Source organism: Pseudoduganella sp. SL102, assembly GCF_027856995.1.
Taxonomy (GTDB): domain Bacteria; phylum Pseudomonadota; class Gammaproteobacteria; order Burkholderiales; family Burkholderiaceae_D; genus Rugamonas; species Rugamonas albidiflava.
On the sequence record NZ_CP115554.1, the window covers coordinates 6,554,339 to 6,574,175 of the forward strand.

The following is a 19,837-nucleotide window of genomic DNA, read 5'->3' on the forward strand; positions in this document are numbered from 1 at the left end:
TCGGGAAGCGCGGTCGAATATTGACTGCAATGTCTGCACAGGCAACGCAGGTTCACCGCCTGCTGTCGTCCCGGTCAACGCCGATACCGACATCAGCCGCGCCAACATGTCGACGATGCAGCGCCACGCGAACTCGTGGCGCATGCTCAAATAGCGAACTGCACGTACCTGACGCCGCAACGTACCCGGCACAGGTAGCGACGCGGCTTACTTCTGCATCTGCACGATCGGCGCGACCGGTTCCAGCACCGGTACCGGCTGCTCCTCGCCGAATGCCGCGCCGCGATCGAGAACGGCCCTGGCCTGCCGCATGTCGATGGCCTTCTCCCAGCGCGCCACCACCACCGTGGCGACGCCGTTGCCCACCAGGTTCGTCACCGCGCGGGCTTCGTTCAGGAAGCGGTCGACACCGAGCAGCAGCACCAGCCCTTCGACCGGAATCTTGTGCATCGAGGCCAGCGTGGCCGCCAGTGCGACGAAGCCGGCACCGGCGACACCGGCCGAGCCTTTCGAGGTGAACAGCAGCACGCCGAGCAGCACCAGCTGGTCCCACAGCGTCAGGTCGATGTTCATGGCCTGGGCGATGAAGATCGATGCCATCGTCAGGTAGATCGCCGTGCCATCGGCATTGAAGGCATAGCCGGTCGGCAGTACCAGCCCAACGACGGGCTTGGGAATGCCCAGCTTTTCCAGCTTGACGAGCATTTGCGGCAGCACCGCCTCGGTCGACGCGGTGCCGAGCGTGACCAGCAGCTCGTCCTTGATATAGCGCATGAACTTGAACAGCGACAGGCCGCACGCGCGCATGACGATGCCCAGCCCCACCACGATGAAGACGGCGGAGGTCAGGTACAGGCACAGGATCAGCTGTCCGAAGGAAGCCAGCGTGCCGATACCGTATTTGCCCACGGTGAAGGCCATGCCGCCGAAGGCCCCCAGCGGCGCAACATACATGGCGATGCGAACGACGCCGAACATCCCCTGCAGGAACTGGTCGAGCATGTCGACGAACGGCTCGACCGGCTTGCCGGCGCGGGCCAGCGCGATGGCGAACAGCAGCGAGAAGAAGATGATCGGCAGCATTTCGCCGGCGGCGAACGCCCCCACCACGCTGTTCGGCACCATGTTCAGGATGAAATCGAATGCGCCGCCCTGCTGTTCCGCCCGCTTGGCGTAGGTCTCGACCGATGAACCGTCGATGTGCGCGGGGTCGATATTCATCCCGACACCGGGCTGGAAGACGTTGACGACGACCAGTCCGATGGCCAGCGCGAGCGTGGAGGCGACCTCGAAATACAGCACCGCCTTGATGCCGACGCGGCCCGCTTCGTGCACATTGTTCATGCGGGCGATGCCGACCACGATGGAGGCGAAGATGATCGGCGCCAGCAGCATCTTGATCAGCTTGATGAAGAGGTCGCCCAGGGGTTTCAGCTGGGCCCCGAGGTCGGGCATGAAGTGGCCCAGCGCGATGCCGGCCACGATGGCAATCAGGACCTGGACGTAGAGCTTGGAAAGGGACTTTCCGATGAAGGTGGATCGCATGGCTGTCTCCTGTTGCGAATTGTCGTACTGCCTTCCGGACTACCAATGGACGAGCGGGACCGCCGCAGGCGCGCGTTGGCGGCTGCGATGGTCACTGTCCTGGATTCATTGCCGGCGGACCGCGCCTCTCTGCGGAGGCGTTGCCGGTCGCCTGGCGCGCGGGAACCTACGCCGACAGCTTCTGCATTTCGGCGAACAGGTCCGCCTTGCCTTCGAAGCCGATGCCAGGCAGGTCCGGCATGGTGATGTAGCCGTTGTCGACCGCCACGCCGTCGGGGAAGCCGCCGAACGGCTGGAACAGGTCCGGGTAGGATTCGTTGCCGCCCAGGCCCAGGCCGGCCGCGATGTTCAGCGACATCTGGTGGCCGCCGTGCGGGATGCAGCGGCTCGGCGACCAGCCGTGCTCGCGCAGCATGTCGAGCGTGCGCAGGTATTCCACCAGGCCGTACGACAGCGCGCAATCGAACTGCAGCCAGTCGCGGTCGGCGCGCATGCCGCCGTAGCGGATCAGGTTGCGCGCATCCTGCATCGAGAACAGGTCTTCGCCGGTGGCCATCGGGTTCTTGTAGTAGTTGCGCAGGGTGGCCTGCAGCTCGAAGTCCAGCGGGTCGCCCGGCTCCTCGTACCAGAACAGGTCGTATTGCGACAGCGCCTTGGCATACTGGATGGCCGTATCGAGGTCGAAGCGGCCGTTGGCGTCCACCGCCAGTTTCTGGCCATCGCCCAGCACGGACAGGATCGAATCGATGCGGCGCAGGTCTTCGTCCAGCGAGGCGCCGCCGATCTTTTTCTTGACCACCGTGTAGCCGCGGTCGATGTAGCTGCGCATCTCGTCCTTCAGCTTCTGGTGGTCCTGGCCCGGGTAGTAATAGCCGCCAGCCGCGTACACGAAGATCTTGCGGTCCGGCTTGCCGTTGCCGTAGCGGTCGGCCAGCAGCTGGAACAGCGGCTTGCCTTCGATCTTGGCTACCGCGTCCCACACCGCCATGTCGATGGTGCCGATCGCCACCGACCGCTCGCCGTGGCCGCCCGGCTTCTCGTTGGTGAACATGCAGTTCCAGATCTTGTGCGGGTCGAGGTTGGTGCCGGCATCGTCGACCAGCGAAGCCGGGTCGGCTTCCATGATGCGCGGGATGAAGCGCTCGCGCATCAGCTTGCCCTGGCCGTAGCGGCCGTTCGAATTGAAGCCGTAGCCGATCACCGGCTTGCCGTCGCGGATCACGTCGGTGATCACGGCGACCAGGCTCAGGGTCATCTTGCTGAAGTCGATGTACGCATTGCGGATCGGCGAGCTGATGGGGAGGGTTTGTTCGCGGATTTCTACGATTCTCATGAAAGTCTCCTGGAAGCGTCGCTTCACTCTGGCTGCGACAGGTATGGGGAAGTCACAGGTTAATGGCGAAACGACGTCTTATAATTTCCCGGGATTGATTTCAAAAGTGAAAACAAGTGAAGAATGATCCGACCTCGGACATGCAGTTCTTTGTCCTGATCGCCCGGCTCGGCAGCCTGGCGGCCGCGGCCCGGGCCGTGGACCTGACGCCGCCGGCGGCCACCAAGCGCCTGGCGACACTGGAGGCCCGGCTGGGCGTGCGGCTGCTGAACCGCACCACGCGCAGCCTCAGCCTGACGAGCGAAGGGGAAACCTACCTGCAGCACGCCACGCGCATCCTGGCCGACGTGAAGGAGATGGAAGATGTCGTCTCGCAGGGGCGCGCGGTGCCCCGCGGCCTGCTGCGGGTCAATGCGACCCTGAACTTCGGCCGCACCACCATTGCGCCGCTGGTGTCCGAGTTCGCGAAGCGCTACCCGGAAGTGGAGGTACTGGTCGAAGTAACCGACCGGCCGGTGGACCTGGTGGAGAGCGGGTTCGACCTCGCCGTGCGCTTCGGCGACTTGCCCGACAAGCGGCTCAATGCGCGCCGCATCATGTCGAACCGGCGCTTCCTGTGCGCCTCGCCGGCCTACCTGGAAAGCCACGGAACGCCGACGGTGCTGGCCGACCTGGCCGCGCACCGGTGCATCATCCACCGGCAGAATGACGATGCCTACGGGATCTGGCGCTTCCTGCACCACGACCACAGCGAAGTGGTGAAGGTGCACGGCATGTTGTCCAGCAATGACGGCGATATCGTGCTGGGCTGGGCCCTGGATGGGCACGGCATCCTGATCCGCTCCGAGTGGGACCTGGCCCGGTATCTCGACAGCGGGCGCCTGCGCATCGTGCTGCCGGATTTCAAGCTGCCGTCGGCGGACCTGTATGTCTATTACCCGGAACGCCGCAACCTGCCGGTCCGCGCGCGCGCATTCATCGATTTCCTCGCCGACCATTTCAGGACGGCGCTCGACGGCCGGGGCGGCAGCGTCCAGGGGCATGTAAAACCCGCCAGGCGCTCGCGCAAGGGCCAGCCGTAAAGGCTCTGCTGGCTCTGCTGGCTCTGCTGGCTCTGCTGGCTCCGTTTTCCCGCTACGGAAAGCCGGGATCCGGCCGGGCGCTCATGATGGCCTGCGGCCGCTGCGGCGATACACCACCACGACGCCCAACCCCGCCAGCAGCATCATCCACGTGCCTGGCTCCGGTATGGCCGCCACGCCGATCGCGTACCCGAAGCCGAACCCGCCGGGCTCGGCCAGCGTGAAGCCGGCCGAGACCAGCAGGTCCTGGTTGCCGGCAGCCAGCATGCCCAGCACGTAGGTCTGGTCATCGAAGAACAGCTGCGCTTCCTCGACGCTGGTAAACGTCCGCGAAAACACTTCGGTACCGTGACTGGTGACGGCCAGTTCCAGTTCCGTGAACCCGGCGGCATCCGAGAGCGAACCAAGCAAACCGAGGGTCAGGTGCCCCTGCAGGTCGGTGGCAAACACGAAGTTCGCCGCCGTAATGTAGGTATAGCTGTTACCCGGCACAGCGTCGGCGGCGTAACTGCTGGCCATGGTGCCGATGCCGGCCACCCGGCTGCCCGCCAGTGCCGCGGCAACGGCCGGCGCGCCAGCCAGTTCATTGGCGACCGTGCCGGCGCCGGGTGCGGCGATGGCATAGGAAAGCGCCTGGTATCCCGATGCCGGCCCCATCAGTCCGTAACTGTCGCCTCCCACGTTCGAGGACGTGGCCGTGCGCGCCGTGCTGCCCGTGGGTGCGCCGGCCCGGGTCTCGACAAGCACGCCGGCTGGACCGATCGCGCTGCTGGACGACACCGCGGCGCCCGATTCGCCCGTGGCGGTGGCATAGGCATAGTTGCTGGCCGCGCCCTGCCCCCAGGAACGGGCGGTGGCATCCGCCTGCAGGCCAACCGCTTCGGCGCTTGCCAGGCTGCTGCCGCTGGCCGTGGTGGAGCGCGCTTCGGCCAGCGATGAAGCATTGCCCAGCAGGGATCCGGTGCCGCCACGCGCCTGGCTCGTCGCCTGCGCTTCCCCGGCGGCGGTGGCATGGCTGACGGCGTCGGCACGGCCGCCATCGGCCAGGCCGAGGTAGCCGGCGCCGCCGCCTGCCGAGACCGCGCTGGTCGCGCCCATGTTGGACTCGGCGGAACCGCGGGCACGGGCGTCGCCACCCATGCCGTGACTGCCGGCGGCACTGTCGCCACCGGCACCGCCAAGTGCGGTCACATTGCCAACGGCGTCGGATGCTGTCGACAGCATCGCCAGCATGGCATCGGCCCCGCCGCCCGCTCCCGCCGTGGCCGAACCGGAGCCCTGGCCGCCGGCGCCGCCATAGGCGCCCACGATGGCGCTTACGGCGTAGGCCGCACGGTTGTCGGACAGTGTCAGACGGGAACTTGCCAGGCCGCCGGGGGCGGCGAAGCCATCCTCGCTGCCGCCGCCCTGGCCGCCAAAGGCGTTCTGCTCGAGTCTCAGCACGCCGCCGCCGATGCCCCCGACGGCATCGGTCAACACCGCCGCCCCACCGATACCGCCCGCCGCGCCCTGCTGCCCGAAGCCGCCGGTCCCGCCGGTCGCCCTGGCACTGACGAAAACTTCTTCCCCGCCGCTGACGCCCCTGGCGACCGCGCCGGCACCGCCGCCCGCCCCGGCCTGGTTGCCGCTGCCGCTGCCATTGCCGCCGGCACCGCCGCTGGCGCTGGCGATACTGGTGATGTAGCCATTGCTGCCGCCGGTACTGGTCGCAGTGCTGCTGGCCTGGCCCTGCCCGCCCCTGGCACCGTTGCCCGACAGATGGCTGCCGCCATTGCCGCCGTACCCCTCCGCCCTCGCACTCATGGAGCGCTCCGTCGAGCCCTGGATCGTGGCCGTGCCCAGCGCTCCCGCAGTGGCCGTGCCGACGCCGGCGGAAGCACCGCCGCCGCCAGCGTTGCCGCCGGCACCACCGGTTGCCGTCGCTACCAGTCCCAGGCCTTCACCCGCGCCGCTGGCGTTTGTCAGCGTAACGTCGGCAATACCGGCCTCGCCGGCCATGCCATCGGCGCTGTCGCCACCGCGGCCACCGCGACCGTTCAGCTGGACCGTCAGGGCGCCACTGGTGCCGCCGCGGGCGTTGTCGACCAGCGTGACGCCGCGGCCCGCGCCACCATCCGCGCCACTGCTGCCCGCACCGCCATCGCCTCCCACGACCGTGGCGGCGACTACCATATTGCCGTCACCCGTGGCTCTCACGGTGGTAGTCGCCGCACCGCCGGCGCCGCCGCGGTTGCCGCTGCCCGAGCCCGCGGCCCCGTTGCCGCCCGTGGCGCTGCCCGACAGTTCCAATGCACCGGGATAGCTCAGCGATGCCGTGGCGCTCGAGGTCGCCGCGCCGCCATCGGCACCATTGCCCCGGCTGCGGCCGGTGCCGCCGTTGCCACCCTGCGCGCTCACCGAGCCATCCATGTTCTGCATGCCGGTGATCGTCAGCGCGGCATCCGCGTTGCCGCCGGCACCAGCGCGGCCCGCCTGGTCACCAACACCAGTCTGGATGCCGCCATCGCCGCCGCGGGCCGCGCTCCTGGCCCGCAACCCGTTCTGCGAGTCGGTCAGCGTCAGCGCCAGCATCGTGCTGGCATCGCCGCCCGCGCCTGCCTGGCCGCTGCCCGTGGCGCCGCCCCGGCCACCGGTGGCCTCGAGTGTACTGTTGAGATAAGTCATGGAGGTACCGGCCGTGTGCCCGGCATGCGCATCGCCGCCCCGGCCGCCATTGCCGCTGGAGGTGGCGTCGCCGCCATGGCCGCCGCGGGCGTTGAGAGCGAGCTGCAACTCGCTGGCGCCGCCGGTATTGGCAAGGGTCAGGCGCGACAGCGCCGCGCCGCCCGCGCCACCATTGCCGGTGAAGGCGGCCCCACCGTTGCCGCCGATGGCGGTCTGGCCCAGATAAAGTTTGCCGCTGGTGCTGCCGCTGACGGCATCGATCGCGCTGGAGGCCGCGCCCGCGCCGCCGTTGCCCGATCCGGTGCCGGGCACGCCGCCGCCCGCGCCGCCGCGCTGGGTGACCGCGACCGACAACAGGCTGTCGCCCGAGCCGGCCGAGCTGCCGGTCGCGCTGGCCGTGGCCTGCCCGCCGGCGGCACCGTTCCCGCCCTTGCCGCCGACCGCTTCCGCCGCGATGTTCACGGTGGCCCCGGCACCGCTGCCGCTGGCCGCTGCCGTCGCCGCGCCGGCCAGCCCGGCGATACCGGCGCCCGACGCGCTGCCGCCATCGCCACCGATGGCCATCGCTTGCGCCACCGCATCGCCATCGCCCTGCCCCTGGGCATCGGCCAGCGCACTGGCGTCGCCGCCGTTGCCGCCCGCCGCGCCGGCACCCGCCGCCGCACCCGTGCCACCGGCACCAGGGATGCCGGCGGCGCCACCGTTCCCGCCGATGGCCCCGGCATTCGCCGTCGCGGCGCCAGAGACGGGCTGTGCCGCCGCAGTCGCGCTTGCGGCGCCGCCTGCACCGCCGGCCCCGGCAGCGCCACCATCCTGCCCTGCGTTGCCGGCAGCGCCATCGCCGCCCTGGCCACCGGCGCCGCCCGTGGCGTTGGCCGTATTGACAGGGCTGTTGTCCGGGCCGGCGACCGCCACCGTGGGCTGGCCGGGTCCTCCCGCCGTGCCGGCCGCGCCAGGGACCGCCCCGGGAGTGCCGGGCGTGCCGGGCGCACCGGTCGTTTCAACCGCATAGGCCTCGCTGATGGCCAGGGAAAGCAGCAACGGCGCAAGCCGCCGTGCGCAAGTCTGGACGGAATGCAGGCAGGAAGACGGGTGCATGGCGAACCCCTTCGGTTTGAGCAGTAACGTGACATGCCGCATGGGGTGCTGCCGTCGCAGCGCCGGCGCCGGGCAAGTTGCGCCGAACACCTGCTGTCCGCTGGGTGTGCTGTCGCGAGTACCACCGAGGATCAGCACGGCCGGGGTGGCACGACGTTGGCGGCGGGGCTCGATGTTCGAAGATTATCGGATCGAGCGGCCTGAAAGTCCTTTGAAGGGCCTGAATCCGCGCTGAATAAAGTCTGGTCACCCGCCCCAAGGCCAGGTCGTTCGTGCGACAGCCGCTGCCGCGACATCGGACCTGGCGGCTTCCCGGAACGCCACATCGGCTGATTCCCTTCCGTGGTCATCCTTCGCGCGCAGCCTCGCCCACGGCGACAGCGGCGATTCAGAACCGGTGCGTCAGCGACACCCGGAACGAACGCGACTCGATCGGATGGAAGTGGATGTCTTCGGCCGGCTCCGCCTCGCCAGACAGCCGCGACTCATAGAAATAGTCGATCGCCGATGCGCTCCGGTTGGCCAGGTTGAATGCTTCGAGCTCGATCTGGGTCGCCTTGCCGATCCGGTAGCCAATGCGGCCGTTCAGCGTCGTCGTCGCCCTGGAGCGCACGCTGTTATCTTCGATCAGCGGGCGCGGGCCGAACCAGCGCAGGCGCAGGGCACCGGACCATGGCCCGGCCGGCGTTACCGTCGCGGCGAACTGGGCCACACCCTCGACCGCGCCCGGAATCCGGTCGCCTGCCGGATCCTGGTCGCGGAAGCGTGCCCGCGCATAGGCGATATCCGCGTCCAGCGACAGCCATTTCACCGGCTTGTAGTAGTTGGAGAACTCAATGCCGTAGCGGCGGCTCGGGCGCCCCGCCTCGGTCGTGCCGGCGTCGCCCACGAACAGCAGTTCGGAATCCATGTCGAGGCGGTACAGCGACAGCGACGATTGCAGGCCCTGCACCCATTCGGTACGCACGCCCAGGTCCAGGCCCCGCGTGCGGGCCAGCGGCGTGACGCGATCGGCCTGCTCGCCCGTCTTCGGATCGACCGCGATCACGGTGCCGCGCGCGTCGTTGCTGTGGAAGCCAGTGCCGGCATTGACATAGAACTCGGTCCGCGCCCATGGTCCGAAGATCAAGCCGGCACTCGGCGACAGGATATTGTCGTTGGCGGTGCCGGCATTGGCCGCATTGTCGCCGTGGACGTCGAATCGATAACGGTCCGCCCGCAGTCCCGCTACCGTGCGGAACGCGGGATTCCACCGGGTCTGGTTTTCCACGTACAGCGCCCCGCTGGTCTCGACGATATGGTCTTCACGCGTGGTGCCGATCACCTGGCGTGCCTTCGTGTGGTACAGGCCGTTGTGGATGTTGTCGTTCTGCGCGGTGAGACCGACCGTGGTGGTCGACGTCATGCCGCCCCGATGGTGATGCCAGGAATAGCTGGCGTCGAAGCCGGACGTCACGCGCCGGTCCGGCTGCGCGAACTGGTCGCCATTGACTGGATCGTCCAGGAAGTAGGTGAAATTCGAAAACAGTTCCAGGCGGTTCGCGATCACATATGCGGATATCCTGGCGCTGGTGTCATCGTCGCTGCGCTGCCATTTGCCGGACAGGCTGTAGCGGTGCGCGCTGCCGCCATCGGCAGGGTCGATCGCATCGAAGCGGCCCAGCGTACCGCTGTCGACGGCGCGCTGCGGGATCTGGTCGGTGGCGTTCCACTTGGCGCGGTACGCCATTGCGGTAACCGAGTAGCCATTGTTCTCGAAGCCTTCGCTGTAGCGCAGCACCCCGTTCACCTTGCGATAGTCGTCGCCGCGCGTGAAGGGGCCATCGTTGTGCATCGTCTCCAGTCCGTACAGCAGGTTGCCATTGCCGACTTCAGGCGAACCGGCGATCATCGCGCGGCCATAGCCGTTCTGGCCAGCGGTGAAATTGGCAATGCCGGACGTGAGCCGATTCACGTAGGTGAGTTCGGTGGCGCCAGCGGAAGAGAAATCGCCCGATGTGGCCGAATACGGGCCTTTCTTGAAGTCGAGCCGCCCGGCCAGTTCCGGGATCACGAAGTTCAGGTCCGTCCAGCCCTGCCCGTGGGCATGGCTGCGCTGGTTGACGGGCATGCCGTCGACAGTCGTGCGCAGGTCGGTGCCGTGATCGAGGTTGAAGCCACGCAGGTAGAACTGGTTGGCCTTGCCCTCCCCGCTGTGCTGGCTTACCACCAGCCCCGGCGTGGCTTCCAGCAGTTCGCCGGGCCGGTAGGTGGTGCGGGCCTGCAACTGGCTCTGCGTCACCGTGCCCGCGGCAGCGGAATCGGCTTCGCCGAGCTGGCTGATGCGCGAACCATCGACCAGCACGCGCTGGAAGGGTGGATCGTCCGCATGGGCGGAAAACGACAGGACGGCAAGCACGACGGGCAGGAGCCGGGTGTTCATCGGAGGGATTTTCATGGGGACGGATCGCGGCAAAATTAATATTCAAGCAATACAAAAAGGCCATGCCCGGCGACGCGAAGCAATCACGGCACGTTTCTGGCCAAGCGCGCGAACGCACGAAGCACGCAACGTCACGCGTCGTTACCGCCAGACTGGAAAACAAACGAACCGCCAACAGGCAAAACCACTCCCCGGGTTTTGCACATGCATCGTGACCGGCCGGTCTTCTGGCTCGCCCTCATCCTTCCCGGTTCCTGCCTTCCCGCGCTGGCGTGACCAGATGCAGTGGCGTTGAACCGGTTCGTCAGGCTTACAGCAGCGGGGGCTGCGCCGGAGTGGCGGGGATGGATATCCGCGCGTCACCGGCTTCCCGTTTAACCCTGCCATCGGTCGATGGCAGGACACCGTTCACACAAGCGCAGGATTCTACAGCCAAGCCCGGGCGCCTGTCATTGCCAGGTACGGACACGCACTGCGCAGTAAGAGCTGTCCCTTGGATGTGAAATTGATCCTTGATGCCTCGGCACCATTGGGCGGAGGGAGCGGAATGCGGGTTGCCGCACATGGTGCGTCAGCTGCTGCGATTGAATCGCGCCTTGCGGAGATCATGAACAGCGCCGGGCTGCGGCGTCGAGCAGGCCAGTGCCTGCCTGGCCACGGGTCGACCCGCCATGCGCCAAATGAAGATGGATTCGACGTCGCAGTCGACGATGGCACTACCTGGACCGACGCGGAGCAAGCCAGGACAAGCGATGATTCGAGCCGGGAAACAGGCAGCATGGGTCATGCCGGGTTACATGGCGGTACTTGATCATGAGCCGTCGAAAAAACAAAAGGGCTGCACGAAAAATCGTGCAACCCTTTGTTTTACTGCCAATCTTGGTGCCGCTGACCGGAATCGAACTGGTGACCTTCGCATTACGAATGCGCTGCTCTACCGACTGAGCTACAGCGGCTAAACCTGTAGAAATCTGTACTAGATGCTGTACTACTTGTTTAACCTGTCTTCCGCTGCACATGAAGCGCTGCGAAAGAGGCCACATTATAGCAACGGTTTTTACAGTTGACTAGGGTCTCTTTTCGAAATTCTTGTGCCGAAAGATTACGCCGTACCTTCGTGGTGATAGCCGGTGACCACCGCCACTTCATCGCGCGAGCCCAGGAACACAGGCACGCGCTGGTGCAGCGTGGTCGGCTGGATGTCCAGGATGCGGTGCTTGCCGTCGGTGGCCATGCCGCCGGCCTGCTCGACGATGAAGGCCATCGGGTTGGCTTCGTACATCAGGCGCAGCTTGCCTGGCTTGCTGGGGTCGCGCACATCCGCCGGGTACATGAAGATGCCGCCGCGGTTGAGGATGCGGTGCACGTCGGCCACCATCGAGGCGATCCAGCGCATGTTGAAGTCGGCGCCGCGCGGGCCCGTGCTGCCGGCCAGCAGTTCGCCAATGTAGCGCTGCACCGGCGGCTGCCAGTGGCGCTGGTTCGACATGTTGATGGCGAATTCCCGGGTCGTCGGCGGAATCTGCATGTTGCGCTGCGTGAGCACCCACGAACCCATCTCGCGGTCCAGCGTGAAGCAGTTCACGCCGTTCCCGGTGGTCAGCACCAGCATCGTCTGCGGGCCGTACACCGCGTAGCCGGCGGCGACCTGCTTGCTGCCCGGCTGCAGGAAATCCGTTTCGGTCGGCGTGGCCATGCCTTCCGGCGCCTTGATCACCGAGAAGATGGTGCCGATCGACACGTTGACGTCGATGTTCGACGAGCCGTCCAGCGGATCGAACACCAGCATGTATTCGCCCTTCGGATAGCGGTTCGGGATCAGGTGGATGGTCTCCATCTCTTCGGATGCCATCGCGGCCAGGTGGCCGCCCCACTCGTTCGCTTCGAGCAGGATCTCGTTCGAGATGACGTCGAGCTTTTTCTGCACTTCGCCCTGCACGTTCTCGCTTTCGAGCGCGCCCAGCACGTCACCGAGGGCGCCCTTGCCCACCGAGTGGGCGATGGTCTTGCAGGCACGCGAGACCACTTCGATCAGCAGGCGCAGTTCGGCCGGGATATTGTGGTGCTGGCGCTGTTCCTCGACGAGGTGTTGGGTAAGGCTGATACGTTTCATGGATTCCCTTGGTTTGTAGATAATTCTTTAGTTGGCCAATGCCTTCGACACCACTTCCATCACGTCGTTCGACAGCTTCGGCGCGCCGGCCACCCGTTCCAGTGCGCGGCGCATGTGCGCCTGCAGCTCGGGCGCATAGCGGCGCCAGCGGTCCATGCCGCGCGCGAAGCGGGCCGCCACCTGCGGGTTCAGCGCGTCGAGCTTGACCACGTGCTCGGCCCAGAATTCATAGCCGCTGCCATCCTTCGCGTGGAATTGCGACGGGTTGTTGTTGGTAAAGCTGAACAGCAGGCTGCGCGCGCGGTTCGGCGTGCGCAGCGTGAAGGCCGGGTGTCCCATCAGCTCGCGCACGCGCGCCACGGTGGTGGTCGGCGCGCTGGCCTGCATGGCGAACCACTTGTCGACCACCAGCGCCTCGCCCTTGAACTGGTCGTAGAACGCCTGCAGCTGCGCTTCGACATCCGCGCCGCTGTGGATCAGCGCCGTCAGCGCCGACGCGCGGTCGGTCATGTTGGTCGCTTCGTTGAACTGGCGGCGCGCCAGGTCGAGCGTGAAGGCGTCCGGCGCGGCCAGCAGGTAGGCCAGCGACAGGTTCTTCAGGCCGCGCTTGCCGGCCGAGACGGCGTCCGGGCTGTAGTCGCCCGGCGTCTGGTTGGCCGCGATGGCGTTCAACAGTTCGCTGCGCAGCATGACGGCGATGGTCCTGCGCATGAACTGGCGGGCGTGGTGGATCGCCTGCGGGTCGACCACTTCCATCTGGTCCGCGATCACGGATTCGGATGGCAGGATCAGCGCCTGCTCGCGGAACGCCGCTTCCAGCGTGCTGTCGAGCAGCAGCGCGCGCTGCGCCGACACGAAGGTGTAGTCCAGGTCGAGCACTTCGCCCGCCTGCACGGCGGCGGTCAGCTTGAGCAGGCGCGCCATGGCCAGGCGCTGCCCGGCTTCCCAGCGGTTTACCGGGTCGCTGTCATGGCGGAACAGGTGCAGCAGTTCGTCGTCCGTGTACGGGTATTCGAGGATCACGGGGGCCGAGAAATCGCGCAGCAGCGATGGCGTGGGCGCTTCCGAAATGCCGTCGAAGGTGAATTCCTGCTTCCCCTCGGTCAGTTCCAGCACCACCGTGGTGTCGCCGTCCGGGTTCAGCGGCATGTCGCGGCCGCCGCCGTCCAGCAGGCCGACGGCCACGGGAATATGGAACGGCAGCTTTTCCGGCTGGCCGGGGGTCGGCGGGCAGCGTTGCGCCAGCGTCAGCACATAGCGGTGCGCGGCGGCATCGTACTCGCCGCTGGCGGTGACGACCGGCGTGCCGGCCTGGCTGTACCAGCGCTCGAACTGCGTGAGGTCGCGGCCGCTGGCGGACGCCATCGCGGCGCGGAAATCGTCGCACGTGACAGCCTGTTCGTCATGGCGCTGGAAGTACAGGTCCATGCCCTTGCGGAAGCCTTCGCGGCCCAGCAGGGTCTGGTACATGCGCACCACTTCGGCACCCTTTTCATACACGGTCACCGTGTAGAAATTGTTAATTTCCACGAACGAATCCGGGCGCACCGGGTGCGCCATCGGGCCGGCGTCTTCCGGGTACTGGGCCTGGCGCAGCGTGCGCACCTGGTCGATGCGGGTGACGGCGCGGCCGCTGGCCGTGCCGATCATGTCGGCCGAGAATTCCTGGTCGCGGAACACGGTCAGGCCTTCCTTCAGCGACAGCTGGAACCAGTCGCGGCACGTGACCCGGTTGCCGGTCCAGTTGTGGAAGTATTCATGGCCGACCACGGCTTCGATGCCGGCATAGTCGACGTCCGTGGCGGTGGCCGGATTGGCCAGCACGAACTTGGTGTTGAAGATGTTCAGGCCCTTGTTTTCCATCGCGCCCATGTTGAAATCGCCGACGGCGACGATCATGAAGCGGTCCAGGTCGAGCTCGAGGCCCCAGCGCTCTTCGTCCCAGCGGATCGAATTCTTCAGCGACTGCATGGCGTAGTCGGTCTTGTCGAGATTGCCCTCCTCGACCCATACCTGCAGCAGCGCATCGCGGCCATCGGCCAGCCTGAAGGTTTCTTCCTGGCAGACCAGTTTCGCGGCCACCAGGGCGAACAGGTACGACGGCTTCTTGAACGGGTCTTCCCACTTGGCGTAATGGCGGCCGTCGTCGAGGTCGCCCGCTTCCACCAGGTTGCCGTTCGACAGCAGTACCGGGTACTTTTCCTTGTCGGCGCGCAGCATCACGGTGAACACGGCCATCACGTCCGGCCGGTCGGGGAAATACGTGATGCGGCGGAAACCTTCCGCCTCGCATTGCGTGTAGAAGCTGCCGTTCGAGACATACAGCCCGGAAAGCGTGGTGTTCTTTTCCGGCGCGCAGGTGGTTTCGATCTCCAGCACGACATTCAACGGCGCCTTCTTGATGGTCAGCGTGTTCGTCCCCAATATGTACTGGCCTGGGTTCAGTTCGGTACCGTTCAGCCTCAGCGCCACCAGTTCGATGTCCTCGCCATGCAGGACGATATCGCGGCCCTTGCTGTCGGGATTGTGGCGGAGCGTGATCCGGTTGGCGACGATCGTGCGGGCGGGGTCTAGATCGAAACCCAGTTCCACCGTTTCAACGAGGTAGCTGGGCGGTGTGTAATCCTTGCGGTAAATCGTCTGCGGGCTGTCGGTTCTCATGGGCCTTCACCTTTGTTGCGGACAAAAGATCATTTTACCAACACCCTGGCTTTCGTACGGCGATTTGCTGCCGGAACGGCGCCGAACGTTTCAGCTTTCCGTGCTGCCGTAACATTCTGTAATAATCGAGTGGTGCAAGCGGACCAGTCATACACTAACCGTGGGGAAATACCTTTTTCTGGGAGTAGATCATGAAATTCTTCGCCATCCTTGTCGCAGCCGGCACCCTGCTGCTCGGCGGGTGCGCAACCACCATCCGCAGCGACGTCACGGTGTTCCACGAGTGGCCGGCCCAGCTGCAGGAGAAAACCTACGTGTTCGATACGCCCGCGCCGAGCGAGGACACGCTGGAATACCGCAGCTACCAGGGCCTGGTGGCCAACGAGCTGTCGAAGCTGGGCTTCGCCCAGGCCGGCGCGCCCGAGCAGGCCAGGCTGCGTGTCGACATGGCATTTTCGACCATCGACCGGCCGACCCGCGTGCTGCAGGCCTACGATCCGTTCTGGACCGGCGCCGGGCCGTACTGGAGCATGTACGGCGCCTGGCCGTACCGCGGCGGCTTCTATCCGTCGCGCTACCGCTATCGCCACTGGGCGTTCCGGCCGTACTACGATCCATGGATGTTCGGCCCGACCGAGTACCGCGAAGTCATCCGGCACAACTACGAGCGCAAGCTGAATGTCTCGATCGCCGACAATACCGGCAAGAAGCTGTACGACGTGACGGTGCAGAACACCAGCCGGCGGCAATCGACGCCTTCGGTGATGCCGCTGCTGGTGCAGAGCGCGTTCACCGGCTTCCCGGGCGAGAGCGGCAAGGCGAAGCAGATCGATCTCGAGCTGCAGTAGAACGGCGTTCCGCGCCGATAAGGTCCAGGGAAAATGGGACGGACCGGGACGCCGGACTGCCTGTTTCTAAGGAAATTTCCTGGAAACAGCTCCGTCCCTGTTTATTTTACGAGCGCGCCAGCAGATGCGAGATCGCGCTCGACCACGGCCTGGAACTCGGCGGTAGTCCACTGCAGGGCGGTCACGGCGATGTCCGGGCGGTAGAATTCGCCGTTGCCGCGCGGCCGGTTGACATACAGCTTGACAGGCACGATCACGCGGGCGAGGCCGCCCGGCAACTCCTGCGAGCGCACTTCCATATAGGTCGAATCGGCCGAGCTGGGCGCGCCGATCAGCCTGGTGTTCGGAAACAGCTTGAAGTAATCGATCGCGTCCAGGCACGCACTGGCGCAGTTGCCCGGCACGATCACGTACACCGGCCGCGTGAAGGCCGGCGGATCGCCCGGCCGGTCCGCCTGCGGGTTCGGCTGTGCCGGCGGGGCATCCTCGTTGGCGACGTAATACGGCTTGCCGGCCGCCAGCGCCGCGCGCATGCCCGCTTCCAGCGCGGCTGCCCAGGCCGCGATCGCCGGTTCCTTCTTGGCGGTGAACGTCTCGACGATGGACCTGAAGTGGGCGATATTGTCCGGCGTCGCCCGGTACCACACGCGCTCGCTGGCCGTACGCGCCTGGGCAAGGCTCCGTACCCGGTCGGCGCCCCACAGCGCGGAGGCGAACTGCCCGCTCCACACCGAATTGCCGCCGCCGTTGCGGCGCAGGTCGATCACCACCGCATCCGCGTCCAGCAGGCGTTCGCGCTGCGCTTCCACCTGGCGGTAGACGGCATGGTACGAGGCTCGCTCGGCGTCCGATGGATGGAAGGTGGGCATCGCCATCCAGAACAGCTTCGGGCGCGGCTCGGTCAACCCGACCGGCAGCGTATCCGGTGCCAGGTTGTCGTCGCGCCAGGTCAAGGCCTGGTCCGTCATCGGCCGCCAGGCCAGCTCGCGTTCGATGCGCCCGCCCGCCCACTCGAACACGCAGCGTGCCGGCCGTGCCAGGAAGGGATTCTGCGAATCGACGAACAGCCAGGGCGCCAGGCTCCACCACTGGCCCTCTTCGCTGCTGCGGCCCTCGAAGGCGAACACGTTGTCCGCCATCAGTTGCCGGGCCGGCTTGCCATCGCACGACACGATCCGCTCGCCCTGACGCGCCGCGCCATCTTCCGCGGCATAGACATACAGGTCGCCGCGCCAGGCCGCCACGAAGCCGGGCCACTGCCGGCGCGCCCGCACGCTGCTGTCGATCCTCGGGCGCACGCCCGCGTGACCGTCGTGGAAGCGCGCCGTGAATCCCTGCAGCGCCGCCACGTAGCCGTTGACGTCGGCCACTCTGGCGGCCAGTGCCAGGCCATGGTCGCGTGCCGCCTCGAGGTTGCCGACGAAGGCCGGGTTATGCGGATCGCGCGCGCCGGCGTGGTTTGCCAGCGTGATGTCGTAGGCGGCCGCGATGTCGCGCGCCGCGGCTGCCTGCCAGCCGGCCGGCGCATCGGGCAGTTCGGGTGCAGGGCCGGCAGCGGCCGCGGCGGCGGCGGCAGCGCCAGCGCCAGCGGCCAGCATCAGGATCGGGAGCAGCCGCTTCAAGTGAACAACGCTTCGCTGGCAAAGGTGATCAGCACCACCAGCACCAGCGCCAGCAGCAGCGCGACCAGCAGGCGGCCGAATTTCGGGTTGCCGTCGTCTTCTTCGTTCGGGCTGGCCATGTCAGCGCGGCACCAGGATCGAGGAGCCGGTGGTCTTGCGCGACTCCAGGTCGATGTGCGCCTGCGCCACGTCCGGCAGGTGGTAGCGCTGGTGGATGGCGATCTTCACTTCGCCGCTGGCCACCACGCCGAACAGCGAGCGGGCGGTGGCTTCCAGGTCTTCGCGCTTTGCCGTGTAGTGCATCATCGTGGGCCGCGTGAGGAACAGCGAGCCGCGCGATTGCAGTTCCGACGGCGCGAACGCCGGCACCGGCCCGGAGGCGTTGCCGAAACTGACCATCAAGCCCAGCGGTGCCAGGCAATCGAGCGAGCCGTAGAAGGTGTCCTGGCCGATCGAATCGTAGGCCACCGACACGCCCTCGCCACCCGTCAGTTCGCGCACCTTGTCGACGAAGTTCTCGCGCCGGTAGTTGATCACGTGCGCCGCGCCGTGTTCGATCGCCAGCGCGGCCTTTTCCTCCGAGCCCACCGTGCCGATCAGGTTCACGCCCAGCACCTTGGCCCATTGGCAGGCGATCAGGCCGACGCCGCCGGCGGCCGCATGCCACAGGATCGTGTCGCCCGGCTTCAGGTGCGCGGTGCGGTGCAGCAGGTACTGCGCCGTCATGCCCTGCAACATCATGGCCGCCGCCGTGTCGAAGGCGATCTTTTCCGGCAGCACCACCAGCAGGCTGGCCGGCAGGTTGCGCACCTGCGCATAGGCGCCGTTCGGCCGGCCGGCATAGGCCACGCGGTCGCCCACCTTCACGTGCGTGACGCCCTCGCCCACCGCTTCCACCGTGCCGGCGCCTTCCATGCCGAGGCCGTTCGGCAGCGGCTGCGGATACAGGCCGGTACGGAAATACACGTCGATGAAGTTCAGGCCGATCGCCGCGTGCTGCACGGTGGCTTCGCCGGGGCCCGGCGGACCGACGTCGACATCCACGTATTCCATCACCTCCGGGCCGCCGGTGCGGCTCATCCGTATTGCCTTGCTCATCGTTCCTCCCCGTTCGATGCGGCGCTGGCCGCCTGCAGCTGCGACAGTACCAAATGCGCCGTTGCCATGTTGGTGGCACAGGCCACGTTGTGCACGTCGCAGGCGCGCACCAGCGCATTGATGTCCGGCTCGTGCGGTTGCGGCGTCATCGGATCGCGCAGGAAGATCACCGCATCGATGCGGTCTTCCACCAGCAGTGCGCCGATCTGCAGGTCGCCGCCCAGCGGGCCGGAATGCTTGCGGTCCACCGTCAGGCCCAGTTCGGCGGCCAGCCGCCCGCCCGTGGTGCCGGTGGCGGTCAGCGTGCAGCGGCGCAGGAACGCCGCGTATTCGCCGGCCAGGGCGATCATGTCGTCTTTCTTCTTGTCGTGGGCGATCAGGGCAATCCGGGGAGCTGCGGAGGAAGTCATGTCAATTTCCATTTCTTGGTTTGGCCGCATGGGCATTCGAGAGCAGGTAGATCCCGGCCAGCACCAGCGCGGTGCCGGCCAGTTGCCAGCTCGTGACGGGTTCGGCAAGGATGACGGCGCCGAGGAACAGCGTGGAAACGGGGCCGATCATGCCCGCCTGCGACGCCGCGCCGGCGCCGATGCGCTGCACGGCGGTCATCGTCATGAACACCGGCGCCACGGTGCACAGCAGGCCGTTCGCCAGCGACAGGCCGTACACCGGCAGCGGCTGGAGCAGGCCCGCCGCGGGGCGCAGCAGGAAGTACTGCGCGAGGCAGGCGGCGCTGGACACGCACATCGCGTAGGCCACCAGCCGCAGCGCACCGAGGCGCTTGACCATCTCGCCGGACAGCAGAAGGTAGGCCGCGTAGGCTGCCGCCGAGCCCAGCACGAGCGCGGAACCCAGCAGCACGTTGGGGCCGCCGCCCTGCAGGTCGTGCACGAAGACGAGGACGATGCCGGCATACGACACGGCCAGCGCCAGCCATTGCAGGCGGCCGATGTGCTGGCGCAGCCAGGTGGCCGAGATCAGCAGCACGAACGTGGGCGTGAGGAACAGGATCAGCCGTTCCAGGCCCACGGTGATGTACTGCAGGCCGAGGAAATCGAGAAAGCTGGACAGGTAATAGCCGACCAGCCCGAGCCCCACGATGCGCCAGCGGTCGCCGGCCGACAGCGGCGCGGCGCCGCGCATCTTCCACAGCGCCACGGCAGCGAACACGGGCAGTGAAAACAGCATGCGGAAGGCGATCAGCGTGACGGCATCGATGTGATAGCGGTACAGCAGCTTGGCGATGACGGCCTTGGCGGAAAACAGCATGGCCCCGCCGATGGCCAGCGCCAGCCCGCCCAGGTAGGACGTGGCTGGAGTCGTGATGGTCTTGTCCATCGGGCCATTGTAC

General features: G+C 66.8%; 13 protein-coding genes, 1 tRNA gene and 1 riboswitch. Of the genes, 2 read left to right on the forward strand and 12 right to left on the reverse strand.

Annotated elements, in window-relative coordinates; translation table 11 throughout:
- Nucleotides 1–207 precede the first annotated feature (207 nt).
- Both dctA and OU994_RS27745 read right to left on the reverse strand, forming a co-directional pair.
- Nucleotides 208–1,545, reverse strand: coding sequence for a C4-dicarboxylate transporter DctA (gene dctA, locus OU994_RS27740; RefSeq protein WP_281608528.1), 1,338 nt, complete (start codon nt 1,543–1,545; stop codon nt 208–210).
- A gap of 166 nt (nt 1,546–1,711) precedes the next feature.
- Nucleotides 1,712–2,878, reverse strand: coding sequence for a mandelate racemase/muconate lactonizing enzyme family protein (locus tag OU994_RS27745; RefSeq protein ID WP_281608529.1), 1,167 nt, complete (start codon nt 2,876–2,878; stop codon nt 1,712–1,714).
- 140 nt (nt 2,879–3,018) lie between these two features.
- On the opposite strand from OU994_RS27745, the gene OU994_RS27750 reads away from it, so the two are divergent.
- Nucleotides 3,019–3,960, forward strand: coding sequence for a LysR family transcriptional regulator (locus OU994_RS27750; protein WP_373922634.1), 942 nt, complete (start codon nt 3,019–3,021; stop codon nt 3,958–3,960).
- 81 nt (nt 3,961–4,041) lie between these two features.
- Here the strand turns inward: OU994_RS27750 and OU994_RS27755 are convergent, their stop codons facing one another.
- From OU994_RS27755 to pepN, 5 genes are all read right to left on the reverse strand, one after another.
- Entirely contained in the window at nt 4,042–7,665 is a 3,624-nt protein-coding gene (locus OU994_RS27755) for a PEP-CTERM sorting domain-containing protein (RefSeq protein ID WP_281608531.1), read from the reverse strand.
- 445 nt (nt 7,666–8,110) lie between these two features.
- A complete protein-coding gene (locus tag OU994_RS27760; RefSeq protein WP_281608532.1) occupies nt 8,111–10,144 on the reverse strand; it encodes a TonB-dependent receptor in 2,034 nt (677 codons plus the stop codon).
- Between the two features lie 199 nt (nt 10,145–10,343).
- A riboswitch (cobalamin riboswitch) is annotated at nt 10,344–10,568 on the reverse strand.
- 456 nt (nt 10,569–11,024) lie between these two features.
- Nucleotides 11,025–11,100 (reverse strand) — tRNA-Thr (locus OU994_RS27765).
- 146 nt (nt 11,101–11,246) lie between these two features.
- Nucleotides 11,247–12,257 carry a class 1 fructose-bisphosphatase gene (locus OU994_RS27770; RefSeq protein WP_131144120.1) on the reverse strand — a complete coding sequence of 337 codons (1,011 nt, stop codon included), beginning with the start codon at nt 12,255–12,257 and terminating at the stop codon, nt 11,247–11,249.
- A 27-nt stretch (nt 12,258–12,284) separates the two neighbouring features.
- Entirely contained in the window at nt 12,285–14,918 is a 2,634-nt protein-coding gene (pepN, locus tag OU994_RS27775) for an aminopeptidase N (protein WP_281608533.1), read from the reverse strand.
- A gap of 191 nt (nt 14,919–15,109) precedes the next feature.
- Here pepN and OU994_RS27780 point away from each other — a divergent pair, with 191 nt between their 5' ends.
- Nucleotides 15,110–15,766 (forward strand): DUF4136 domain-containing protein, encoded by a 657-nt coding sequence (locus tag OU994_RS27780; protein WP_281608534.1) that lies wholly within the window; start codon nt 15,110–15,112, stop codon nt 15,764–15,766.
- A 101-nt stretch (nt 15,767–15,867) separates the two neighbouring features.
- Here OU994_RS27780 and OU994_RS27785 read toward each other — a convergent pair whose 3' ends face one another.
- The 5 genes from OU994_RS27785 to OU994_RS27805 are packed head-to-tail and all read right to left on the reverse strand — an operon-like array spanning nt 15,868 to nt 19,824.
- Nucleotides 15,868–17,388 (reverse strand): S41 family peptidase, encoded by a 1,521-nt coding sequence (locus tag OU994_RS27785; RefSeq protein WP_281608535.1) that lies wholly within the window; start codon nt 17,386–17,388, stop codon nt 15,868–15,870.
- Entirely contained in the window at nt 17,385–17,507 is a 123-nt protein-coding gene (locus tag OU994_RS27790; protein WP_281608536.1) for a hypothetical protein, read from the reverse strand. The genes OU994_RS27785 and OU994_RS27790 overlap by 4 nt, the downstream gene beginning before the upstream one ends.
- Before the next feature lies 1 nt (nt 17,508).
- Nucleotides 17,509–18,486: a quinone oxidoreductase gene (locus tag OU994_RS27795; RefSeq protein WP_281608537.1), complete on the reverse strand. Its 978-nt coding sequence runs from the start codon at nt 18,484–18,486 to the stop codon at nt 17,509–17,511.
- Nucleotides 18,483–18,896, reverse strand: coding sequence for a methylglyoxal synthase (locus tag OU994_RS27800; RefSeq protein ID WP_131144115.1), 414 nt, complete (start codon nt 18,894–18,896; stop codon nt 18,483–18,485). The genes OU994_RS27795 and OU994_RS27800 overlap by 4 nt, the downstream gene beginning before the upstream one ends.
- A gap of 1 nt (nt 18,897) precedes the next feature.
- A complete protein-coding gene (locus OU994_RS27805; protein WP_281608538.1) occupies nt 18,898–19,824 on the reverse strand; it encodes a DMT family transporter in 927 nt (308 codons plus the stop codon).
- Between the last annotated feature and the right edge of the window lie 13 nt (nt 19,825–19,837).